We start from the raw sequence: 16,301 nt of genomic DNA on the forward strand, positions 1-16,301 counted from the left end.
AGTCCGCCGTGCCCATCACCGAGCGGTCGCAGTCACCGGTCACCCAGCGATCGCAGGCACCGGTCACCGAGCGGCCACCGGCACCGGCCCGCGCCTGGTTCACCGGCCCCGGCTTCGGGCCTGCCCCCGTCGCCACGACCGGGCCGGGCAGCGCGACCCGGCCCGAAGCCACGCCCGCGCCAGGCCCCGCCCTCGCCTCCACCCGCCTGATCTGCTTCGGCTACGCGGGCGGCACCCCCTCCGTGTACCGCGACTGGCCGGACCGGCTCGGCCCCGGCGTCACCGTCGTGCCGGTGCTGCTTCCGGGGCGCGGACTGCGGGCCGGTGAGGCGCCGTACACCGACATGGCTCCGCTGGCCCGAGACGTATCGGAGGCGCTCGTCGCGGCCGAACACGTCGACGACTACGCCCTGTTCGGGCACAGCATGGGCGCGCTGCTCGCCTACGAGGTCGCCTGCGCGCTGCGTGAGCGCGGGCGGCCGGGGCCCCGGCACCTGTTCGTGTCCGGCAGCAAGGCCCCGCACCTGTACGGCGGCCCCGAGAGCCAAGGGCTCGGTGACGACGACCTGCGCCAAATGGTGGGCGACCTGGGCGCGTTGGCGCCGGACGATCACGTGGGCCGCTCCTACCTGGAGCGCCGGCTGCCGGTGCTGCGCGCCGACCTCACGCTGTGCGCCCGCTACCGCTGGCGGCCGCGCCGCCCGCTCGACTGCCCGATGACCGCGTTCTCCGCCGCCCGCGACCCGATCGCGCCTCCGGCCCACGTCGAGGCGTGGCGGGCGTACACCGCCGCCTCGCTGCTGCACCGCCGGGTGCCGGGCGGCCACTTCTTCCTGAACGGACCCGCACGGCTTCCGCTCCTTCGTGAGCTGCGCGCCGAACTCACCCGTACCGCACTCACCCGTACCGCCGAGGAGAGGGACCCCTCATGGATCTGCTGAGCCTGGCCAGGGCCGTCAAGGACCGGGCGCAGGAACCGTTCACGGACCTGGCCGCGATGGCGCGGATCGTCGCGGACCCGCGGCTTCCGCTGCTGCTCGTCCTGAACCGGACGCTGTTCACGCCGCTGTACCGGGCGTCGTTCCTCGCGGCCGCCGCGGGCTCCGGCGTGCTGCGCTGCATGGCGTCGCGCCCGTGCGACCTGGAGAGCCTGGCCGAGCACTTGGAGACCCGGCCCGAGGACCGGCAGCGGCTGCGCGCCTGGCTGGACGTCGGAGTCCGCCTCGGCGAACTGGACCGGCGCGAGGGCTGCTACGTGCTGAAGAGCCGTACCGCCAAGGCGCTCGCGCAGGTGGGCAACGACTCCGTGGCGGCGGCCCTCGAAGAGCTGCTGCGCTTCCACGTGCCGGCGCTGCGCGACGCCCCGCGGATGCTCAAGGACGGCAGCCGCTTCGCGCTGTCCGACCAGGACGGCCTGGTCATCGCCCGCTCCTCGCTGGTGGTGCGCGGCTTCGTCGAGGAGGCCATCGGCCGCACCCTGCCGCGCACCACCCCGGTGCGCCTCCTGGAGGTCGGCTGCGGCAGCGGCACGTACGTGCGGTACGCGGCCGGGCTCAATCCGCGCCTGACCGCCCTGGCCGTCGACCTCCAGGCCGAGGTCGCGGAGCAGGCGGCGAAGAACATGGCGCAGTGGGGGCTCGCCGACCGCGTCGAGACCCGCCAGGGCGATCTGCGCACGCTGGACCTGCAACCGCAGTTCGACGTGGTGACGCTGCACAACAACATCTACTACTTCCCGCAGGAACAGCGCGCCGAAGTCCTCGCGCGCGCCCGCTCGTTCCTCGCCCCGGGCGGCACGCTGCTGCTCACCTCCTCGTGCCGGGGCGGCGCCACGCTGGGCCTCGAAGTGCTCAACCTGTGGTTCGAGTACGCCGGGTTCGGCGGGCCGCTGCCACGCGAGGACGAGCTGCTCGGCCAGTTGCGCGAGGCGGGCTTCGACGACGTACGGGCGACGCGGATGCTGCCCGGCCAGGCGTTCCGCGCGTTCGTCGGCACCAACTCCGCGGCCGGTCCCGCCGGTTCACTTCCGGCCCGCGCCGCCACCCCCACGACCGCCGAGGAGGCCGCGTCATGACGACGAAGGCGACCACCGACACGCCCGCCGCCGACGACACCGCCACGGGCCCCGCAGCCACCGCCGATGGTCCGGCCGACGCCCCGCACGCCGATCTGGTCGCCGTGCTCGGCCGCCCCCACATCGCGGCCCCCGACGCGCTCGGCGGCAAGGCGGCCCGGCTCGACGAGCTGATCGAGGCGGGCCTCCCGGTGCCGCCCGCGTTCTGCCTCACCACCGGCCTGTTCGACCTGTTCCTGCGCGAGAGCGGCCTCAACCCCGAGATCCGCGCCGCCGAGGCCCGCGCTGAACCGGCCGCCGCCGTACGCGAGTTGATCCTCGCCCGGGACGTCCCCGAGCCGATCACCCGCACGATCCTCGCGGCCTACGAGGACCTGGGCCGCCCGCGCGTCGCGGTGCGTTCCTCGGCGCCGCGCGAGGACTCCGCGGAGCGGTCCTTCGCGGGCCAGCACGACACGGTCCTCGACGTGTCGGGGGACGCGGCGCTGCTCGACGCGGTCAAGGTCTGCTGGGCCTCGCTGTGGTCGGACCGGGCGGCCGCCTACCGCTCGGGCCAGGGCCCCCCGGGCTCCATCGCCGTCGTGGTGCAGGAGATGGTGCCCGCCGACGTCAGCGGTGTCCTGTTCACGGTCGACCCGATCGGTGGCAGGCCGAACCGGCTGGTGGTGGAGGCCTGTTGCGGGCTCGGCGAGGGCCTGGTGTCCGGCCGGGTCTCCAGCGACTTCTTCGTCGTGGACGACCGTACGCTCGACGTCGTCGAGGAACGCGTCCGCTACAAGGTCACCAAGTGCGCGCCGCTCTCTCCCGGCCGCATCGGGATGACGAAGGTCGACGCCGCCGACCGGGACGCGCCCTGCCTGACGCGCGACCAGCTCGCGGCCCTCGCCCGGCTCGCCCTTCAGGTCCGGTCCCGCTACGGCACCGAGCAGGACATCGAGTGGGCGATGCGCGACGGGGCGCTGCATCTGCTGCAGGCCCGCCCGATCACCACCCGGCCCCGCCCGGAGACCGCCGACGGCGCCCGCAGCCCCTATCTGCCCCAGTGCCTGAAGGAGCTGCCGGACGCCGCCCGGCACGGCACCCTCTGGTCGCGCATGGACATCGGCGAGATCTTCGTCGGCCTGATGTCACCGCTCGGCCTCAGCTTCGCCCGGCACTACCAGGACCATGTGCACGCCGACTGCGCGCGGGCGCTCGGCGTGCGCGACATCGGCGACGTCGGCCTGCACATGGGCTTCTTCCAGGGCCACGTCTACCTGAACATCTCGTACACCGCGTATCTGCTCGGCCAGGCCCTGCCCACCCGCGACCAGCGGCACTTCACCCGCCGCTTCGTCAGCGAGGAGGTGGACCTGGCGACGTACGAGAACCCCTTCGGCACCTTCCCCGGCGGCATCGAGGACCTGCTGTCCACGACGCACTGGCTGCGCGCCACCGCCAACGAGATGCTGGTCATGAAGGGCCGCGCCCGCGACATGGCTGAGGCCCGCCTGTACGAGTTCGACCGCGCCCGGCGCCTGGACCTGACCCGCATGGGCCGCCGCGAACTGCACGCCGAACTCGCCCGCTACCTCGACTACTTCCACGACGCGCACGTCGGCTACATGCCGTACTACATCAACGCGTTCGGCTTCTACGGCATCCTCACCGAGCTGTGCGCCAAGTGGCTCGGCTCCGCCGGCGACAACCTGCAGAACCGCATCAAGACCGACATGTCCAGCCTGCGCACGGTGGCGTCGGCGCAGGAGATCTGGAGCGTGGCGCAGGCCGCGAAGGCCAGGCCGCGGGTCATGGAGATCATCGAGGCGGCGCCGCTGGAGGAGGTCGCGGACAAGCTGCGCGCCGACCCGGACGGCGAGGCCTTCTGGCAGTCGCAGATGGAGCCGTTCCTGCGCGCCAACGGCACCCGGGGGCGCCAGGAGATGGAGCTCACCCATCAGCGCTGGATCGACGACCCCTCGTACATCTTCCAGATGATCCGCCGCTACGCCGCGGACGGCTTCACCGCCGACGACATCATGGGCCGCAGCCGCGCCCGCCAGGAGGGCGACACCCGCGCCGTCCTGAAGAAGCTGCCGCTGCCGCAGCGCAAGACCCTTGAGGGTCTCATCTCCATGTACGCCCTGTGCAGCGAGCTGCGCGAGGCCACCCGGATGTCGATGATCACGTCGATCTGGCTGGTCAGGAACGTCGTGTACGAAGTGGGGCGGCGCCTTGTCGACGAGGGCGTGCTGCACTCCCTGGACGAGGTGGCCTTCCTGGACTTCGCCGACGTACGCGGCTACTTGGCCGGTGAGCTGCCCGCGCGCGAGGCGTTCTCGCGGTCCGCGATCGAGGAGCGGCGGCGGGTGCACGAGTACCACAACCGGCTGCCGGAGCCGCCGCTCACGTTCGTCGGCGAGCACGACTGCACCCGCGCGGTGCGGCCGGTGAAGGACGGGACGCGCCTGGAGGGCCTCGGCTCGTCGCCCGGGCGGATCGTGGGCCGGGCCCGCATCGTCGAGGACCTGGTGTGGCAGGCCGACGAGTTCCAGGCGGGCGAGATTCTCGTGACCCGGCACACCGACGCGTCCTGGACACCGCTGTTCGCCATCGCCGGCGGCGTCGTCACCGACATCGGGTCGATGCTCTCGCACAGCTCCATCGTGTCGCGGGAGTTCAACGTGCCCTCGGTGGTCAACACCAAGTACGCCACGCAAGTGATCAACACCGGCGACATGGTCATGGTCGACGGCGACACCGGAGTCGTCGAGGTCGTGGAGGGCTGAGCGCGCCGGACCACTCAAGGAAGGCAGGGAAGTTCCAGATGATCCCGAATCAGTGGTATCCGATTCTGCGGACCGACGACATCAAACGCGACGCGCCGACCGGGGTGCGCCGCCTGGGCGAGGAGCTGGTGCTCTGGCGCGATCTCGACGGCAACCTGGTGTGCCAGTCGGCGCGCTGCCCGCACAAGGGCGCGAACCTCTCCGACGGCCGCCTCGTGGGCAATTCGGTGGCCTGCCCCTACCACGGCTTCCGGTTCGGCACCGACGGGACGTGCCGACTGGTGCCGGCGCTCGGCTCGGAGGGGCGTATCCCGGCCTCGCTGCGGGTCGACACCTACGAGGTGCGGGAGAAGTACGACCTGGTGTGGCTGTGGTGGGGCGACAAGCGCGCGGACCTGCCGGAGATCGAGCTGCCGCACGAACTCGCGGAGCACCCGCGGCCGTACGAGACCATCACGTTCAGCCGCCCCGTCAACTACACGCGCTACATCGAGAGCCTGCTCGAGTTCTACCACGTGACGTTCGTGCACCGCGATCACTGGGCGAACATCATCGACTACACGTTCATGTACGGCAGTTGGCGCAAGCTCTGGCTGGACGGGCGCGAGCGCTACATCGCCGCCAACAAGATCGTGAACCATCGCGTGGACGTCGAGGGCACGATCATCCGCAACACCTTCGACCAGTGTGAGGAGGGCAACCCCTCCAACACCTGGCACTTCAACCTCATCTACCAGGCCCCGTGCATGACGCACGTCAAGCAGGGCCTGCTGGAGGTCACGACCTGGCTCGTGCCCATCGACGAGCACCACACTCAGGCGATCATGCGCCTGTACGAGTACCCGGCGCTCAGGATGATGGTGCCGTTCAAGCCGCTGCGGCCCCTGATCCTGCGGCTCTCGCTGATGATGGAGCAGTACGTCCAGGATCAGCAGGACAACGACATCATGGCGCGCCAGGAGCCCAAGGTCAGCGAGCGCGGCGTGAACAAGTTCATCGCCGTCGACGAGATGAACGCCAAGTACCTGCAGATGCGGGACCGGTTGAAGGCGGAGGCCCGCGCGGAGGCCGAGGCACGGGAGCCGGAACGTCCGCCCGCGCCGGTGGCCGCCGGCGCCGACGAACCCGTGGCGGCTGCCGCGGCGGGCGCCACCAGCACGAACGGCAGCGGCAGTGGCGCCGCCACCAACGGCAGCGGCAACGGCAACGGCAACGGTGCCAAGCGGGCCAGGAAGGGCGCCCGCGCGGGCGGGCTCAGCAAGACCGCGCCCTGAGTCGCGGTGCGCGTTCCGGTGCCGGTCGCCGGAACGTGCACCCCACGGCGGACCGGGCTCCCTCGGGCTCGGGACGGGGCGGCCTGCGGGCTCGGGACGCGGCGGCCTGCCCGGGCTCGGGGCGAGGCGACCGCGCGGGCTCAGGACGAGGCGACCCGCAGCGACGCTCTGCCCTCGTGCACCCGCGCGGCGCCGTCTCTGAGGTCCGACGTCAGGTCCGCCCACCACTGCGCGCCGTCCTCGATGCGGCGCAGCAGGATGCCCTCGCGCACCGCCCAGGGGCAGACGTCCGCCGACGCGATGCCCATGAGCTTCATCGCCGTGTGCCCGACGACCGCCCCGGCCAGGCTCTGGGCCGCACGCGGCGCCGAGATCCCCGGCAGCCGCGCGCGTTCGGCCGCCGAGAGGCGGGCGAGCCGGTCCTTGGCCCAGCGCAGCCCCGAGCGTTCCAGGTGCCGGGGCACGAACGGCCCGTGCCGTCCGGGCGCCTCGCCGGTCAGCCGCGCCAGCTGCTGGAACGTACGCGAGGTGGCGACCGCCGTGCGCGGCCCCTCCCAGCGGATCCGCGCGGCCACGTCCCGCAGCTGGTGGCGCACCCGGCGGCGCAGTGCCCTGACGGCCTGCGAGGTGGGCGGGTCCTCGTCGTGGAGGTACTCGTGCGTGAGCCGGTTCGCGCCGAGCGGCAGGGACACCGCGAAGTCCGGTAACCGCCCGCGCCCGAAGGCCACTTCCAGGGACCCGCCGCCGATGTCGAGCAGCACCAGTGACCCGGCGCGCCAGCCCAGCCACCGCCGGGCGCCGAGAAAGGTCAGCTCGGCCTCCAACTCGCCGGGCAGCGTGGTCAGCCCGACGCCGGTGCTCGCCCGCACGGCGTTCAGCACGTCCCGGCGGTTCGGCGCGTCCCGCACCACCGCGGTCGCGAAGGCGAGCGGCGGCTCGGCGCCCCAGCGCGCGGCCGTCACCGCGGCCGCGTCCACGGCACGCGCGAGGTGCCGCACGGCCTCCTCGTCGAACGGCCCACCGGGCTCGACCCGTTCGCAGAGCCGCAGCTTCCACTTCTCGGTGTGCACGGGCAGCGGCGCTCCCCCAGTGGCGTCCGCCACCACGAGGCGCACCGTGCGCGATCCCACATCCAGCACGCTCACTCGCATGAGGCCCCAGTACCCAGAGCGCGTCGCGGCACGCACACGAATTGGTCACCTTGTGTTTCCCTGAATAACCAACCAGTGTCACCTTCTGGCCATTTTGCGGTCGCGGAAGCCGATTTCCGCCCCACACGCCCCGATGACTGCCTAGCGTGGGCGCGTGACCGCTAAAACCGCGCCGCCCGACGACGTGCACGATCTGGTGCTACGCGGAGGCCGGGTCCTCGATCCGGAGACCAGGCTCGACGCGCTCGCCGACGTGGCGGTGACGGCGGGCGTGATCACGGCGGTCTCTCCCGTCCCTTCCGGCTCGGCGGGCTCACCGGCCACGGCCGGATCCGCGGCGGCCCCGGCCCCGCCGTCGCCCGAGACCTGCACCGATTCCTCACGTCCGCTCACCGGCCGCCGGACGCTGGACGTCACGGGCCTGGTCGTCGCCCCGGGCTTCATCGACCTGCACAGCCACTCGCACACCGTGCCCGGCCACCGCCTGCAGGCGCTCGACGGGGTGACCACGGCCCTCGAACTGGAGCTGGGCCTCTCCCCCGTCGACGAGGCCTACCGGCAGGCCGCCGCCGAGGGCCGCCCGGTCAACTACGGCTTCTCCGCGTCCTGGGCGCAGGCCCGCATGGCCGTCGTCGGCGCGCTGCCGCACGGCGGTGGCGCCACGGCCGCCCTGGCCCACATCGGCGGTGCGGCCTGGCAGCGGGAGGCCACCCGGCCCCAGGAGCAGGCGCTCCTCGGGCTGCTGCGGCGCGACCTCGCCGACGGCGCGCTCGGCATCGGCCTGATCGTCGGCTACGCCCCGCGGATCAGGCCCGCGGAGTACCTGTCCGTGGCCCGCCTCGCCGCGCTGGCCGGTCTGCCTACGTTCACGCACGCCCGGAGCCTCGTCGAACAGGTCCCCGACATCCCCGTCGACGGCGCGGAGGAGATCGCGCGGGCGGCGGGCGAGACCGGCGTGCACGCCCACTACTGCCATGTCACGTCGACCTCGCGGCGGCACACCGACCGGGTCCTCGCCGTCCTCGACCGGGCCAGGGCGGAGGGCGGCCGCATCTCGACGGAGGCCTATCCCTACGGCGCCGGCATGACCGTAGTGGGCGCCGCGTTCCTCGCGCCGGACATGCTGGCCGCGTCCGGACTCGACGTCGGCGACATCGTGCTCGCGGCCACCGGCGAGCGGGTCCGCGACACCGCGCGGCTGCGCGAGCTGCGCGCCGCCGACCCGGGCGCGCTCGCCGTACTGCACTTCCTCGACGAGAACGCCACCGCCGACCGGGCGTTCATCGACCGGGCGCTGCTGCACCCGTCGACGGTGGTCGGCTCCGACGCGATGCCGCTGACCTGGACAGGACCGGCGCCGGACCCCCTCGCGTGGCCGCTGCCGCCGGGCGCCGCGGTCACGCACCCGCGCACCGCGGGCACGTTCTCCAGGATGCTGCGCCGGTACGTACGCGAACTCGGCGCCCTCAGCCTGCTCGACGCCGTCGGCCGGGCCACCCATCTGCCCGCGCGCGTACTGGAGTCCGGCGTGCCCGCACTGCGCCGCAAGGGGCGCGTGCAGACCGGCTGCGACGCCGACCTCGTCGTCTTCGACCCCGACACGGTCGGCGACCGGGCGACGTACGCAGACAGCACCCGGCCGTCCGTGGGATTCGCCCACGTGCTCGTCGGCGGGACACCGGTCGTGGCACACGGGGAGCTGGTACCGGACGCGTTGCCGGGGCGGGCGGTGCGACGCTGAACCGGTCGTCGGGGGGACACCCGTTCGGCTGTCCTGTCTCCGCACTGTCCCCGCACAAGGGTGAGGGCCTCGGAGTCCGCCGACTCCGAGGCCCTCACGCTACGATGGCACCATGGTGACGCCATTGCAATCCAACGATGGCACACTCTCGGCACCATGTCCTCGCCGCCCCGCATCACCCAAGCCTCCGGCGGCGGAAGCAGGGGCGCCCGAGGGCGCAATGGGATGCCCGTTCAGCCGCGCCCGGCGCCAAGCAGAGGCACCGCAAGCCCCGGCCCGGCGCCCCGGAAGCGGCACTTCGCCAGGCGTCACCGCCTTCCGTATCACCCTCACATCCGGTTCCGAACAGATTGCAGTCGCTGATCACGGTGTGAGATTCAGCCAACGCCCGGCGCGGGCCTTCACTTCCGGGCACCCATTCCGTTCGCACTGGCGAATGAGCCTCACGTGGGCCCCCGTCCGCAACAACGTTGCCGGGCACGCGAGCGAACAGGCTTCGAGGGAGTCAGGATTCGGTCAGCCGACGGCCGGAACCTCGTGGCACTTGAATGGCGCCATTTCTGTGCCATCATGGCGTCATGGACCTCACGCCATACGTCGACGAATTCCGGCACGAACTCGCAGTCGCCGCAGACGCGGGCGGAGACGAAGCTCGAGCCCTGGCCCAAAGACTCACCGCCCCCCTCGAAAGCGCCGCCCGGCTCACCCTGCTCAACGCGCTGTCCGCCGCCATGGGCGAGGTCACCCGCGACCTGGCGCCGGGCTGCTCGGTCGCCGTACAACTGCGGGGCGTCGACCCCGAGTTCGTGGTGACGTCGGCGCCGGACGCGCGGTCGCGCATGCGGGCCGAGCAGCACGCGGGAGCGGCACGGCGCGGGCAGACCGCCCTGGCTCCGGTGACCCCGCTGCTCAACGCCGGCCTGCCCGAGGGCTACATCCGTCTCGAGTTCGCCAGCGTGAGCGGCCTCGAGTCGGCCACCGCGCTCTTCAATTGCGCGACACCGGACCACGAGGCCCTCGCCCTGCACCTGCCGAGCGACGGCAGCGTGCCCGCGCTGCGCGCCGTGCTCGACGCCCTCGACGCCGCGGCCATCGAGGCCACCGCGCTCACCGTGCACACCGGCGGCCTCGACGACGTCTTCCACTCCCTGCTCGGCCTGCCGGAACCGGGCGACGGCCTCAGAAGCCGCAAGGCGCCGAAGCCGCGGGGGCCCCGCAAGTCCTCCAAGGGCGACGCCGGGTGAGTTCCGGGCCGTGCGACCGGACGGTCACACGGCCCGCGCCCACCGGACGCCTCCCACCGGATCCCGCCCTAGCGTGCCGACCGCCCCGCGGTGAGCAGCGGCAGCGTACGCGGACCGGTCAGGTCGGGATTCGCCATGAGGACGGGCGGGTTGTCCGGGTCGGTGCGCAGGTCCGGGTGGCGCTCCAGGAGGATGCCGAGCGCGATGCGCCCTTCAAGACGCGCGAGCTGCGCCCCCAGGCAGAAGTGGATGCCCCGGCCGAAGCCGAGATGAGGGTTGGGGTCGCGCCCCGGACGGAAGTCGTGCGGGTCGGCGAAGACCCGCTCGTCCCGGTTGGCCGCGCCGGCCCACAGCGCGAGCACCCGTCCCGCCGGGATGTGCTGCCCGCCCAGCTCGACGTCCCTGGTCGTGCCCCGGTAGATGACCTCGAAGGGCGTCAGCAGGCGCAGCGACTCCTCGATCGCCGCCGGGAGCGCCGCCGGGTCCCGCCGCAGCTGCGCCCGCTGCTCCGGGTGGGCGTCCAGGCACAGCACCGTGTTGCCGAGCAGCATCGTCGTCGTGATGTGCCCGGCGACGAGCAGCAGCAGGGCGAAGTTGCCGAGCACCGACTCGCTCAGCCGCTCGCCGTCCACCTCGGCCTGGGCGAGCCGGGTGAGCAGGTCCTCCCGCGGATGCCGCCGACGGTCGTCGGCGTGCACGGCGAAGTACTCGCGCATGCGGCGCGCCACGTCGAACGATTCGGCGTATTTGTCCTCGGTGCCGTCCGCCACGGTCACCGGTTCGTACGCGATGAGCGCCTCGCTCCACTGCCGGAACAACGGGCGGTCGCCGCTGGGGACGCCGAGGAGTTCGGCGATGACGGTCACCGGCAGCGGATGAGCGAGGTCGTCGACGAGCTCCAGCGTGTCGCGCCCCGCCACCTTGTCGAGCAGTTCATGGGTGAGGGCGCTGATCCGCGGCGCGAGGTCCGCCACGAGGCGGGGCGAGAAGACCCGCCCGACGAGCTGCCGCAGCTTCCGGTGGTCGGGCGGATCCATCTGCGTGAGCAGGCCGCCCCTGTCGTACTCGGGGACATCGGGGGCGAGGTGGCGCCCGAAGTCCGACGAATAGGTGGCGGGGTCGGAGAAGACCTCGACGGCCTCCGGGTGGCCGTGGACGTTCCAGAGCCCGGTCCGGTCGTCGAACGACACCGGCCGCTCCGGAGCGACGCCGCGGAGCCAGAAGTGGGCCTCGGGTGCGCCCCACCGGTCGACGAGGGTGGAGAGGGACGCAGGACGCAGTGACTGGTAAGTCATGATATTTCACCTGTCTCAGGGCGTGCGAGGGCACGCGCCGCGGGTCGACGACCGCACGGCACAAGGGAGTTCGCGGAAACGCGTGAAAACGCGAGGGAGTCGGGGCGGGGGATCAGCCCCCGCGAGGAGGCGTCAGGGCGTCGCGATACGACGCGGGGGCGTCGGGCCCACCGAAGCGGCAGGCCGACGCGGTCGGCACACAGGGGCGTACGGCCGCCTGATCACGCACCGGCGCAGGAGGAACACCGGCCGCCGGGGGCGCCGTCGGCAGCACCGCCGACGCGGCGAGGTCGCGGTGTCGGACACCGCGCGCTCGTGCTGCCGTCAGGCGCCGTGATCAGGCGTGGCGTATGACGATGTCCGTGCGACGCCCTGCGGCGGACCGGCCGTCCGGGCCCAGCCCGTTGCCCGGGGTCACGTCGACCGCGGTCTCGGCGCTCGCGCCCGCGGTCAGGCACGGAACACCGGTGGCGAGCCACGGGGAGACCGCGAGAGGCGCGGTGGTGTCGGAGGCAGGCACGGCTACCCCTTGCTCGCAGGTCCGTTGGGTGTCCCCATCGGCGGGACGGCATGCTCCCCGGGCTCGAAGACGGCCGATATCGCCCGCACGAGCCAGGCGTTGAGCGAGAGCCCCTCCTGTGCCGCCGCCTGTTCGGCCTGCGCCTTGAGGCCGGAGGGCAGGCGGAGGTTGGCCCTGACGGTGGTGCGGTGGTCCTCGCCGGCCGGCGGGGCCGGTGTCGGGATCCGGACCGCGGGCGGCCCCGGCGGATACCGCCGGGAGTCGAAGCGGTCGGACCAGTCGTCGGCCGGGGTCGGCGTCACCACGAACTCGGGGTCGCCGCCGCGCAGTCGTACGTCGACGGAGCCCGGCGCCAGTTCGCCGGTGATCTCGCCCGCCGCGTCCGACAGCGCCCGCAGCAGCGTGAGCCGGGTCGCCGATTCGAGCTGCGCGGTGAGACGTTCGGCCGTCTCCCGGGCCTCCTCGCCGTCCGCCTGGGCTGCCACGGACAGCTCCTGGCGGAGGTGGTCGACGTACGGCGTGAGATCCATGACGCCATTGTGGCATCACGATGACGCCACGACAAGCCGACATGGCTCAGGATGGCACTGTCCGGCGGCCCGGACGACGCCAACGGATCTCGCCCGGAGGGCGCTGAGCTGGCCATTCGGCGCCGAGGATCGGGCAGGAGCCGGTGTCGACCGCCCCGGCGTGTCGCGGCACACTCCGGCGTGTCTCCGCGCGTCCCGGTACGAACCGGACACGCGCCAACTCGGCCCTTCCGCGGGAGAGTTCACCAGAGGGCCGCCCACCCGGTGGATGGACGGCCCGTTCGGTCATCGTGCGGCTGGGGGTCAGGCGCCGCCCTCCCGCCGCACCCGGTCGAGGACACCGGGCAGCGCGCGCAGGAACGCCGTCACCTCGTCCTCGCCGACGATCAGCGGCGGCGCGAGCCGGATCGTGTCCGGCAGGGCCGCGTTCACCAGGAGTCCCGCGTCCTGGGCGGCCTGCTGCACGCGCGGGGCGCACGGCTCGGTGAGGACGATGCCGAGGAGCAGCCCGGCGCCGCGGACCCGGTCGACCAGCGGGTGCCCGAGGGCCTCGATGCCCTGCCGCAGCGTCTCGCCCTGCCGCTTGACCTGGTCGAGGAGCCCGTCGCCGTGGATCGTGTCGAGCACGGCGAGCGCGGCGGCGCAGGAGACCGGGTTGCCGCCGAAGGTGGTGCCATGCGCGCCGGGCACCATCAGGTCGGCGGCCGGGCCGAAGGCCAGGGTCGCGCCGATGGGCAGGCCGCCGCCGAGGCCCTTGGCGAGCGTGAGGACGTCCGGCTCGACGCCGTGCGCCTGGTGCTCGAACCAGTGGCCGGTGCGCCCGATGCCGGTCTGCACCTCGTCGAGGACGAGCAGCGCGCCGGCGGCGCTGGTGATCTCGCGGGCCGCGGCCAGATAGCCGGGGGGCGGTACGACGACGCCGTTCTCGCCCTGGATCGGCTCGATGACGACGAGCGCGGTGTCGGCGTCGACGGCCGCGCGCAGCGCCGCCGCGTCACCGAAGGGGACATGCGTGATGTCACCGGGCAGCGGCTCGAACGCCGCGCGCTTGGCGGGCTGGCCGGTGAGCGCGAGGGAGCCCATGGTGCGGCCGTGGAAACCGCCCTCGGTGGCGACCATGCGGCGGCGGCCGGTGAGCCGGCCGATCTTGAAGGCCGCCTCGTTCGCCTCCGCGCCGGAGTTGGAGAAGAAGACCCGCCCCGCGCGCCCGGTCAGCCGCAGCAGACGCTCGGCGAGCCGCACCGGCGGCTCGGCGATGAACAGGTTCGACACATGGCCGAGCCGGCCGACCTGCTCGCTGACGGCGCGTACGACGGCGGGGTGCGCGGTGCCCAGGGAATTGACGGCGATGCCCCCGAGGAAGTCGAGGTACTTCTTGCCGTCCGCGTCCCAGAAGGCGGCGCCCTCGCCGCGCACCAGCGGCACCCGCGGCGTGCCGTAGTTGTCCATCAAGGACGCCTGCCAGCGCTCGGTGAGCTTCGTGTTGCCGCGCTCCCCCACGGCGCCCGTGACGTCTGTTGCGTCTGTGGCGCCCGTGGCGTCTCTATGCTCGCTCATCGCATCCCCTCCCTGGCGGCCGCGCTCGTCGCAACCCCTCTTCGGCCCCGCTCACCGTAGATCCTCTTCGATGTCCGGCATGACCAGGGTGCCGATCTCCTCGCGCGTGAACATCTCGAGCAGCACCGAGTGCTGGACCCGTCCGTCGATGACGCGCGCGCTGCCCACGCCGTTGCGGACCGCGTACAGGCACCCCGCCATCTTGGGGACCATTCCGTCGGCGAGGCCCGGAAGGATCTTCTCCAGTTCGCTGGCGCTGAGCCTGCTGATGACCTCGTCGCTGTTTGGCCAGTCCGCGTAAAGACCCTCGACGTCGGTGAGGAAGACCAGCGTGTGGGCGTTCAGGGCGCCGGCGATGGCGGCGGCCGCGGTGTCGGCGTTCACGTTGTAGACGTGCTCGTCGTCGAGGCTGCGGGCCACCGGCGAGATCACCGGGATGCGGCCGTCCTCGAGCAGGGCCTCGACGGCACCGGGATTCACCTCGACGATCTCGCCGACCCGGCCGATGTCGACCTTCTCGCCCTCCTCGCCCTGCGGCCAGTGCTTGGTCGCGGTGATGGTGTCCGCGTCCTCGCCGGTGAGGCCGACGGCGAGCGGGCCGTGCTGGTTGATGAGGCCGACGAGTTCGCGCTGCACCTGGCCCGCGAGCACCATCCGGACCACGTTCATGGCCTCGGGCGAGGTGACCCTGAGGCCCGACCTGAACTCGCTTTCGATGTTGTGCAGTTTCAGGGCGGCGCTGATCTGCGGGCCGCCGCCGTGTACGACGACGGGCTTGAGGCCGGCGTGCCGGAGGAAGACGACATCGTGGGCGAACGCGGCCTTCAGCTCGTCGTCGATCATGGCGTTGCCGCCGAACTTGATGACGCAGATCATGCCTTGGTGGCGGTTGAGCCACGGCAGCGCGTCCATCACGGACTGCGCCTTGACCAGTGCGGGGTGCTCGTGCGTGCTGATCCTCATGACGAGTACGCGCTGTTCTCGTGGACGTACGCGGCGGTGAGGTCGTTGGCCCACAGGCTGGCCGACTGTCCGCCGGCCGCCAGGTCCACGGTGATGACGACCTCGCGGCCGCCCATGCCGACCGACTCCCGGTCCGCGCCGATCCCGCCGTCCTTGCAGACCCAGACGCCGTTGATCGCGACGTTCACGCGGTCCGGCTCGAAGGCGGCGGAGGTGGTGCCGATGGCGGAGAGCACCCGGCCCCAGTTGGGGTCCTCGCCGTGGATGGCGCACTTCAGGAGATTGTTGCGGGCGACGGAGCGCCCGGCCTCCACCGCGTCGTCCTCGGAGGCCGCGTTGACGACGTCGATGCGGATGTCCTTGGAGGCACCCTCGGCGTCACCGATGAGCTGCCGGGCCAGGTCGTCGCACACCTGCCGGACGGCGTCGGCGAACTCCGCGTACTCCGGCGTCACTTCGGCGGCGCCGGACGCGAGCAGCAGCACCATGTCGTTGGTGGACATGCAGCCGTCGGAGTCGATGCGGTCGAAGGTGACGCGGGTCGCCGCGCGCAGCGCCTTGTCCAGGACGTCCTTGCCCAGGTCGGCGTCCGTGGTGAGCACGACCAGCATGGTGGCGAGGCCGGGGGCGAGCATGCCCGCGCCCTTGGCCATGCCGCCGACCGTCCAGCCGTCGCCCTCGACGACCGCCGTCTTGTGCACGCTGTCGGTCGTCTTGATGGCGATGGCCGCCTTCTCGCCGCCGTCCGTGGAGAGTTCGGCCACTGCGGCCTCGACTCCCGGCAGCAGCTTGTCCATCGGAAGGCGCACCCCGATCAGGCCGGTGGACGCCACGGCGACCTCGCCGGAGCGATGCTGCCCCTCAAGGCTCGCGGCCACCTTCTCGGCCGTGGCCCGGGTGTCCTGGAAGCCCGCAGGGCCCGTACAGGCGTTGGCGCCACCGGAGTTGAGGACCACGGCGCTCACCGCGCCCACTCTCAGGACCTGTTCGCTCCAGACCACAGGCGCCGCCTTCACCCGGTTCGAGGTGAAGACACCCGCCGCGGACCGGCGCGGGCCGTTGTTCACGACCAGTGCCAGATCCGGATTTCCGTTGCTCTTAATTCCGGCTGCGACGCCTGCGGCCGAAAAGCCTTGTGCTGCCGTGACGCTCATGGCTCTACCACTCCTGTAGTGGAAGTTCCC

General features: G+C 72.5%; 13 protein-coding genes. 6 read left to right on the top strand and 7 right to left on the bottom strand.

Annotated elements, in window-relative coordinates:
• Window positions 1-8: 8 nt before the first annotated feature.
• The 4 genes from AC0KTA_RS04715 to AC0KTA_RS04730 are packed head-to-tail and all read left to right on the top strand — an operon-like array spanning window position 9 to window position 6,116.
• Window positions 9-941 carry a thioesterase II family protein gene (locus AC0KTA_RS04715; protein ID WP_481053821.1) on the top strand — a complete coding sequence of 311 codons (933 nt, stop codon included), beginning with the start codon at window positions 9-11 and terminating at the stop codon, window positions 939-941.
• Complete coding sequence (locus tag AC0KTA_RS04720; RefSeq protein ID WP_481053822.1) at window positions 929-2,074, top strand: SAM-dependent methyltransferase; 1,146 nt, start codon at window positions 929-931, stop codon at window positions 2,072-2,074. Before AC0KTA_RS04715 ends, AC0KTA_RS04720 begins: the two co-directional genes overlap by 13 nt.
• Window positions 2,071-4,842, top strand: a complete 2,772-nt coding sequence (gene redH, locus AC0KTA_RS04725) for an undecylprodigiosin ligase RedH (protein ID WP_481053823.1) — start codon at window positions 2,071-2,073, stop codon at window positions 4,840-4,842. The genes AC0KTA_RS04720 and redH overlap by 4 nt, the downstream gene beginning before the upstream one ends.
• A gap of 38 nt (window positions 4,843-4,880) precedes the next feature.
• On the top strand, window positions 4,881-6,116 hold the full coding sequence (locus tag AC0KTA_RS04730) for a Rieske 2Fe-2S domain-containing protein (RefSeq protein WP_481053824.1): 1,236 nt from the start codon (window positions 4,881-4,883) through the stop codon (window positions 6,114-6,116).
• Window positions 6,117-6,256: 140 nt separating this feature from the next.
• Here AC0KTA_RS04730 and AC0KTA_RS04735 read toward each other — a convergent pair whose 3' ends face one another.
• Entirely contained in the window at window positions 6,257-7,267 is a 1,011-nt protein-coding gene (locus AC0KTA_RS04735) for a Ppx/GppA family phosphatase (RefSeq protein WP_481053825.1), read from the bottom strand.
• A 154-nt stretch (window positions 7,268-7,421) separates the two neighbouring features.
• Here AC0KTA_RS04735 and AC0KTA_RS04740 point away from each other — a divergent pair, with 154 nt between their 5' ends.
• Together AC0KTA_RS04740 and AC0KTA_RS04745 are read left to right on the top strand one after the other, a co-directional pair.
• On the top strand, window positions 7,422-9,008 hold the full coding sequence (locus AC0KTA_RS04740) for an amidohydrolase family protein (RefSeq protein WP_481053826.1): 1,587 nt from the start codon (window positions 7,422-7,424) through the stop codon (window positions 9,006-9,008).
• A gap of 578 nt (window positions 9,009-9,586) precedes the next feature.
• On the top strand, window positions 9,587-10,252 hold the full coding sequence (locus AC0KTA_RS04745; RefSeq protein ID WP_481053827.1) for a hypothetical protein: 666 nt from the start codon (window positions 9,587-9,589) through the stop codon (window positions 10,250-10,252).
• A gap of 68 nt (window positions 10,253-10,320) precedes the next feature.
• Here the strand turns inward: AC0KTA_RS04745 and AC0KTA_RS04750 are convergent, their stop codons facing one another.
• The 6 genes from AC0KTA_RS04750 to argJ all read right to left on the bottom strand — a co-directional run bounded on the left by AC0KTA_RS04750 (window position 10,321) and on the right by argJ (window position 16,271).
• The gene (locus AC0KTA_RS04750; RefSeq protein WP_481053828.1) at window positions 10,321-11,547 is read right to left on the bottom strand and encodes a cytochrome P450; all 1,227 of its coding nucleotides are present in this window, start codon (window positions 11,545-11,547) and stop codon (window positions 10,321-10,323) included.
• Between the two features lie 337 nt (window positions 11,548-11,884).
• The gene (locus AC0KTA_RS04755) at window positions 11,885-12,067 is read right to left on the bottom strand and encodes a hypothetical protein (RefSeq protein ID WP_481053829.1); all 183 of its coding nucleotides are present in this window, start codon (window positions 12,065-12,067) and stop codon (window positions 11,885-11,887) included.
• A gap of 2 nt (window positions 12,068-12,069) precedes the next feature.
• Window positions 12,070-12,597, bottom strand: a complete 528-nt coding sequence (locus tag AC0KTA_RS04760) for a toxin-antitoxin system HicB family antitoxin (RefSeq protein ID WP_481053830.1) — start codon at window positions 12,595-12,597, stop codon at window positions 12,070-12,072.
• Window positions 12,598-12,900: 303 nt separating this feature from the next.
• Complete coding sequence (locus AC0KTA_RS04765) at window positions 12,901-14,154, bottom strand: acetylornithine transaminase (RefSeq protein WP_481053831.1); 1,254 nt, start codon at window positions 14,152-14,154, stop codon at window positions 12,901-12,903.
• A gap of 51 nt (window positions 14,155-14,205) precedes the next feature.
• Window positions 14,206-15,117, bottom strand: a complete 912-nt coding sequence (argB, locus tag AC0KTA_RS04770; RefSeq protein ID WP_481053832.1) for an acetylglutamate kinase — start codon at window positions 15,115-15,117, stop codon at window positions 14,206-14,208.
• On the bottom strand, window positions 15,114-16,271 hold the full coding sequence (argJ, locus tag AC0KTA_RS04775) for a bifunctional glutamate N-acetyltransferase/amino-acid acetyltransferase ArgJ (protein WP_481053833.1): 1,158 nt from the start codon (window positions 16,269-16,271) through the stop codon (window positions 15,114-15,116). Before argJ ends, argB begins: the two co-directional genes overlap by 4 nt.
• Window positions 16,272-16,301: the final 30 nt, after the last annotated feature.

The organism is Streptomyces sp. Y309, from assembly GCF_056712025.1.

Excerpts from the sequence above, each read along its gene's own strand:
- redH (WP_481053823.1), top strand. The coding sequence starts at position 2,071 with ATGACGACGAAGGCGACCACCGACACGCCCGCCGCCGACGACACCGCC.
- AC0KTA_RS04765 (WP_481053831.1), bottom strand. The coding sequence starts at position 14,154 with ATGAGCGAGCATAGAGACGCCACGGGCGCCACAGACGCAACAGACGTC.
- argB (WP_481053832.1), bottom strand. The coding sequence starts at position 15,117 with ATGAGGATCAGCACGCACGAGCACCCCGCACTGGTCAAGGCGCAGTCC.
- AC0KTA_RS04730 (WP_481053824.1), top strand. The coding sequence starts at position 4,881 with ATGATCCCGAATCAGTGGTATCCGATTCTGCGGACCGACGACATCAAA.
- argJ (WP_481053833.1), bottom strand. The coding sequence starts at position 16,271 with ATGAGCGTCACGGCAGCACAAGGCTTTTCGGCCGCAGGCGTCGCAGCC.
- AC0KTA_RS04745 (WP_481053827.1), top strand. The coding sequence starts at position 9,587 with ATGGACCTCACGCCATACGTCGACGAATTCCGGCACGAACTCGCAGTC.
- AC0KTA_RS04760 (WP_481053830.1), bottom strand. The coding sequence starts at position 12,597 with ATGGATCTCACGCCGTACGTCGACCACCTCCGCCAGGAGCTGTCCGTG.
- AC0KTA_RS04735 (WP_481053825.1), bottom strand. The coding sequence starts at position 7,267 with ATGCGAGTGAGCGTGCTGGATGTGGGATCGCGCACGGTGCGCCTCGTG.
- AC0KTA_RS04750 (WP_481053828.1), bottom strand. The coding sequence starts at position 11,547 with ATGACTTACCAGTCACTGCGTCCTGCGTCCCTCTCCACCCTCGTCGAC.
- AC0KTA_RS04720 (WP_481053822.1), top strand. The coding sequence starts at position 929 with ATGGATCTGCTGAGCCTGGCCAGGGCCGTCAAGGACCGGGCGCAGGAA.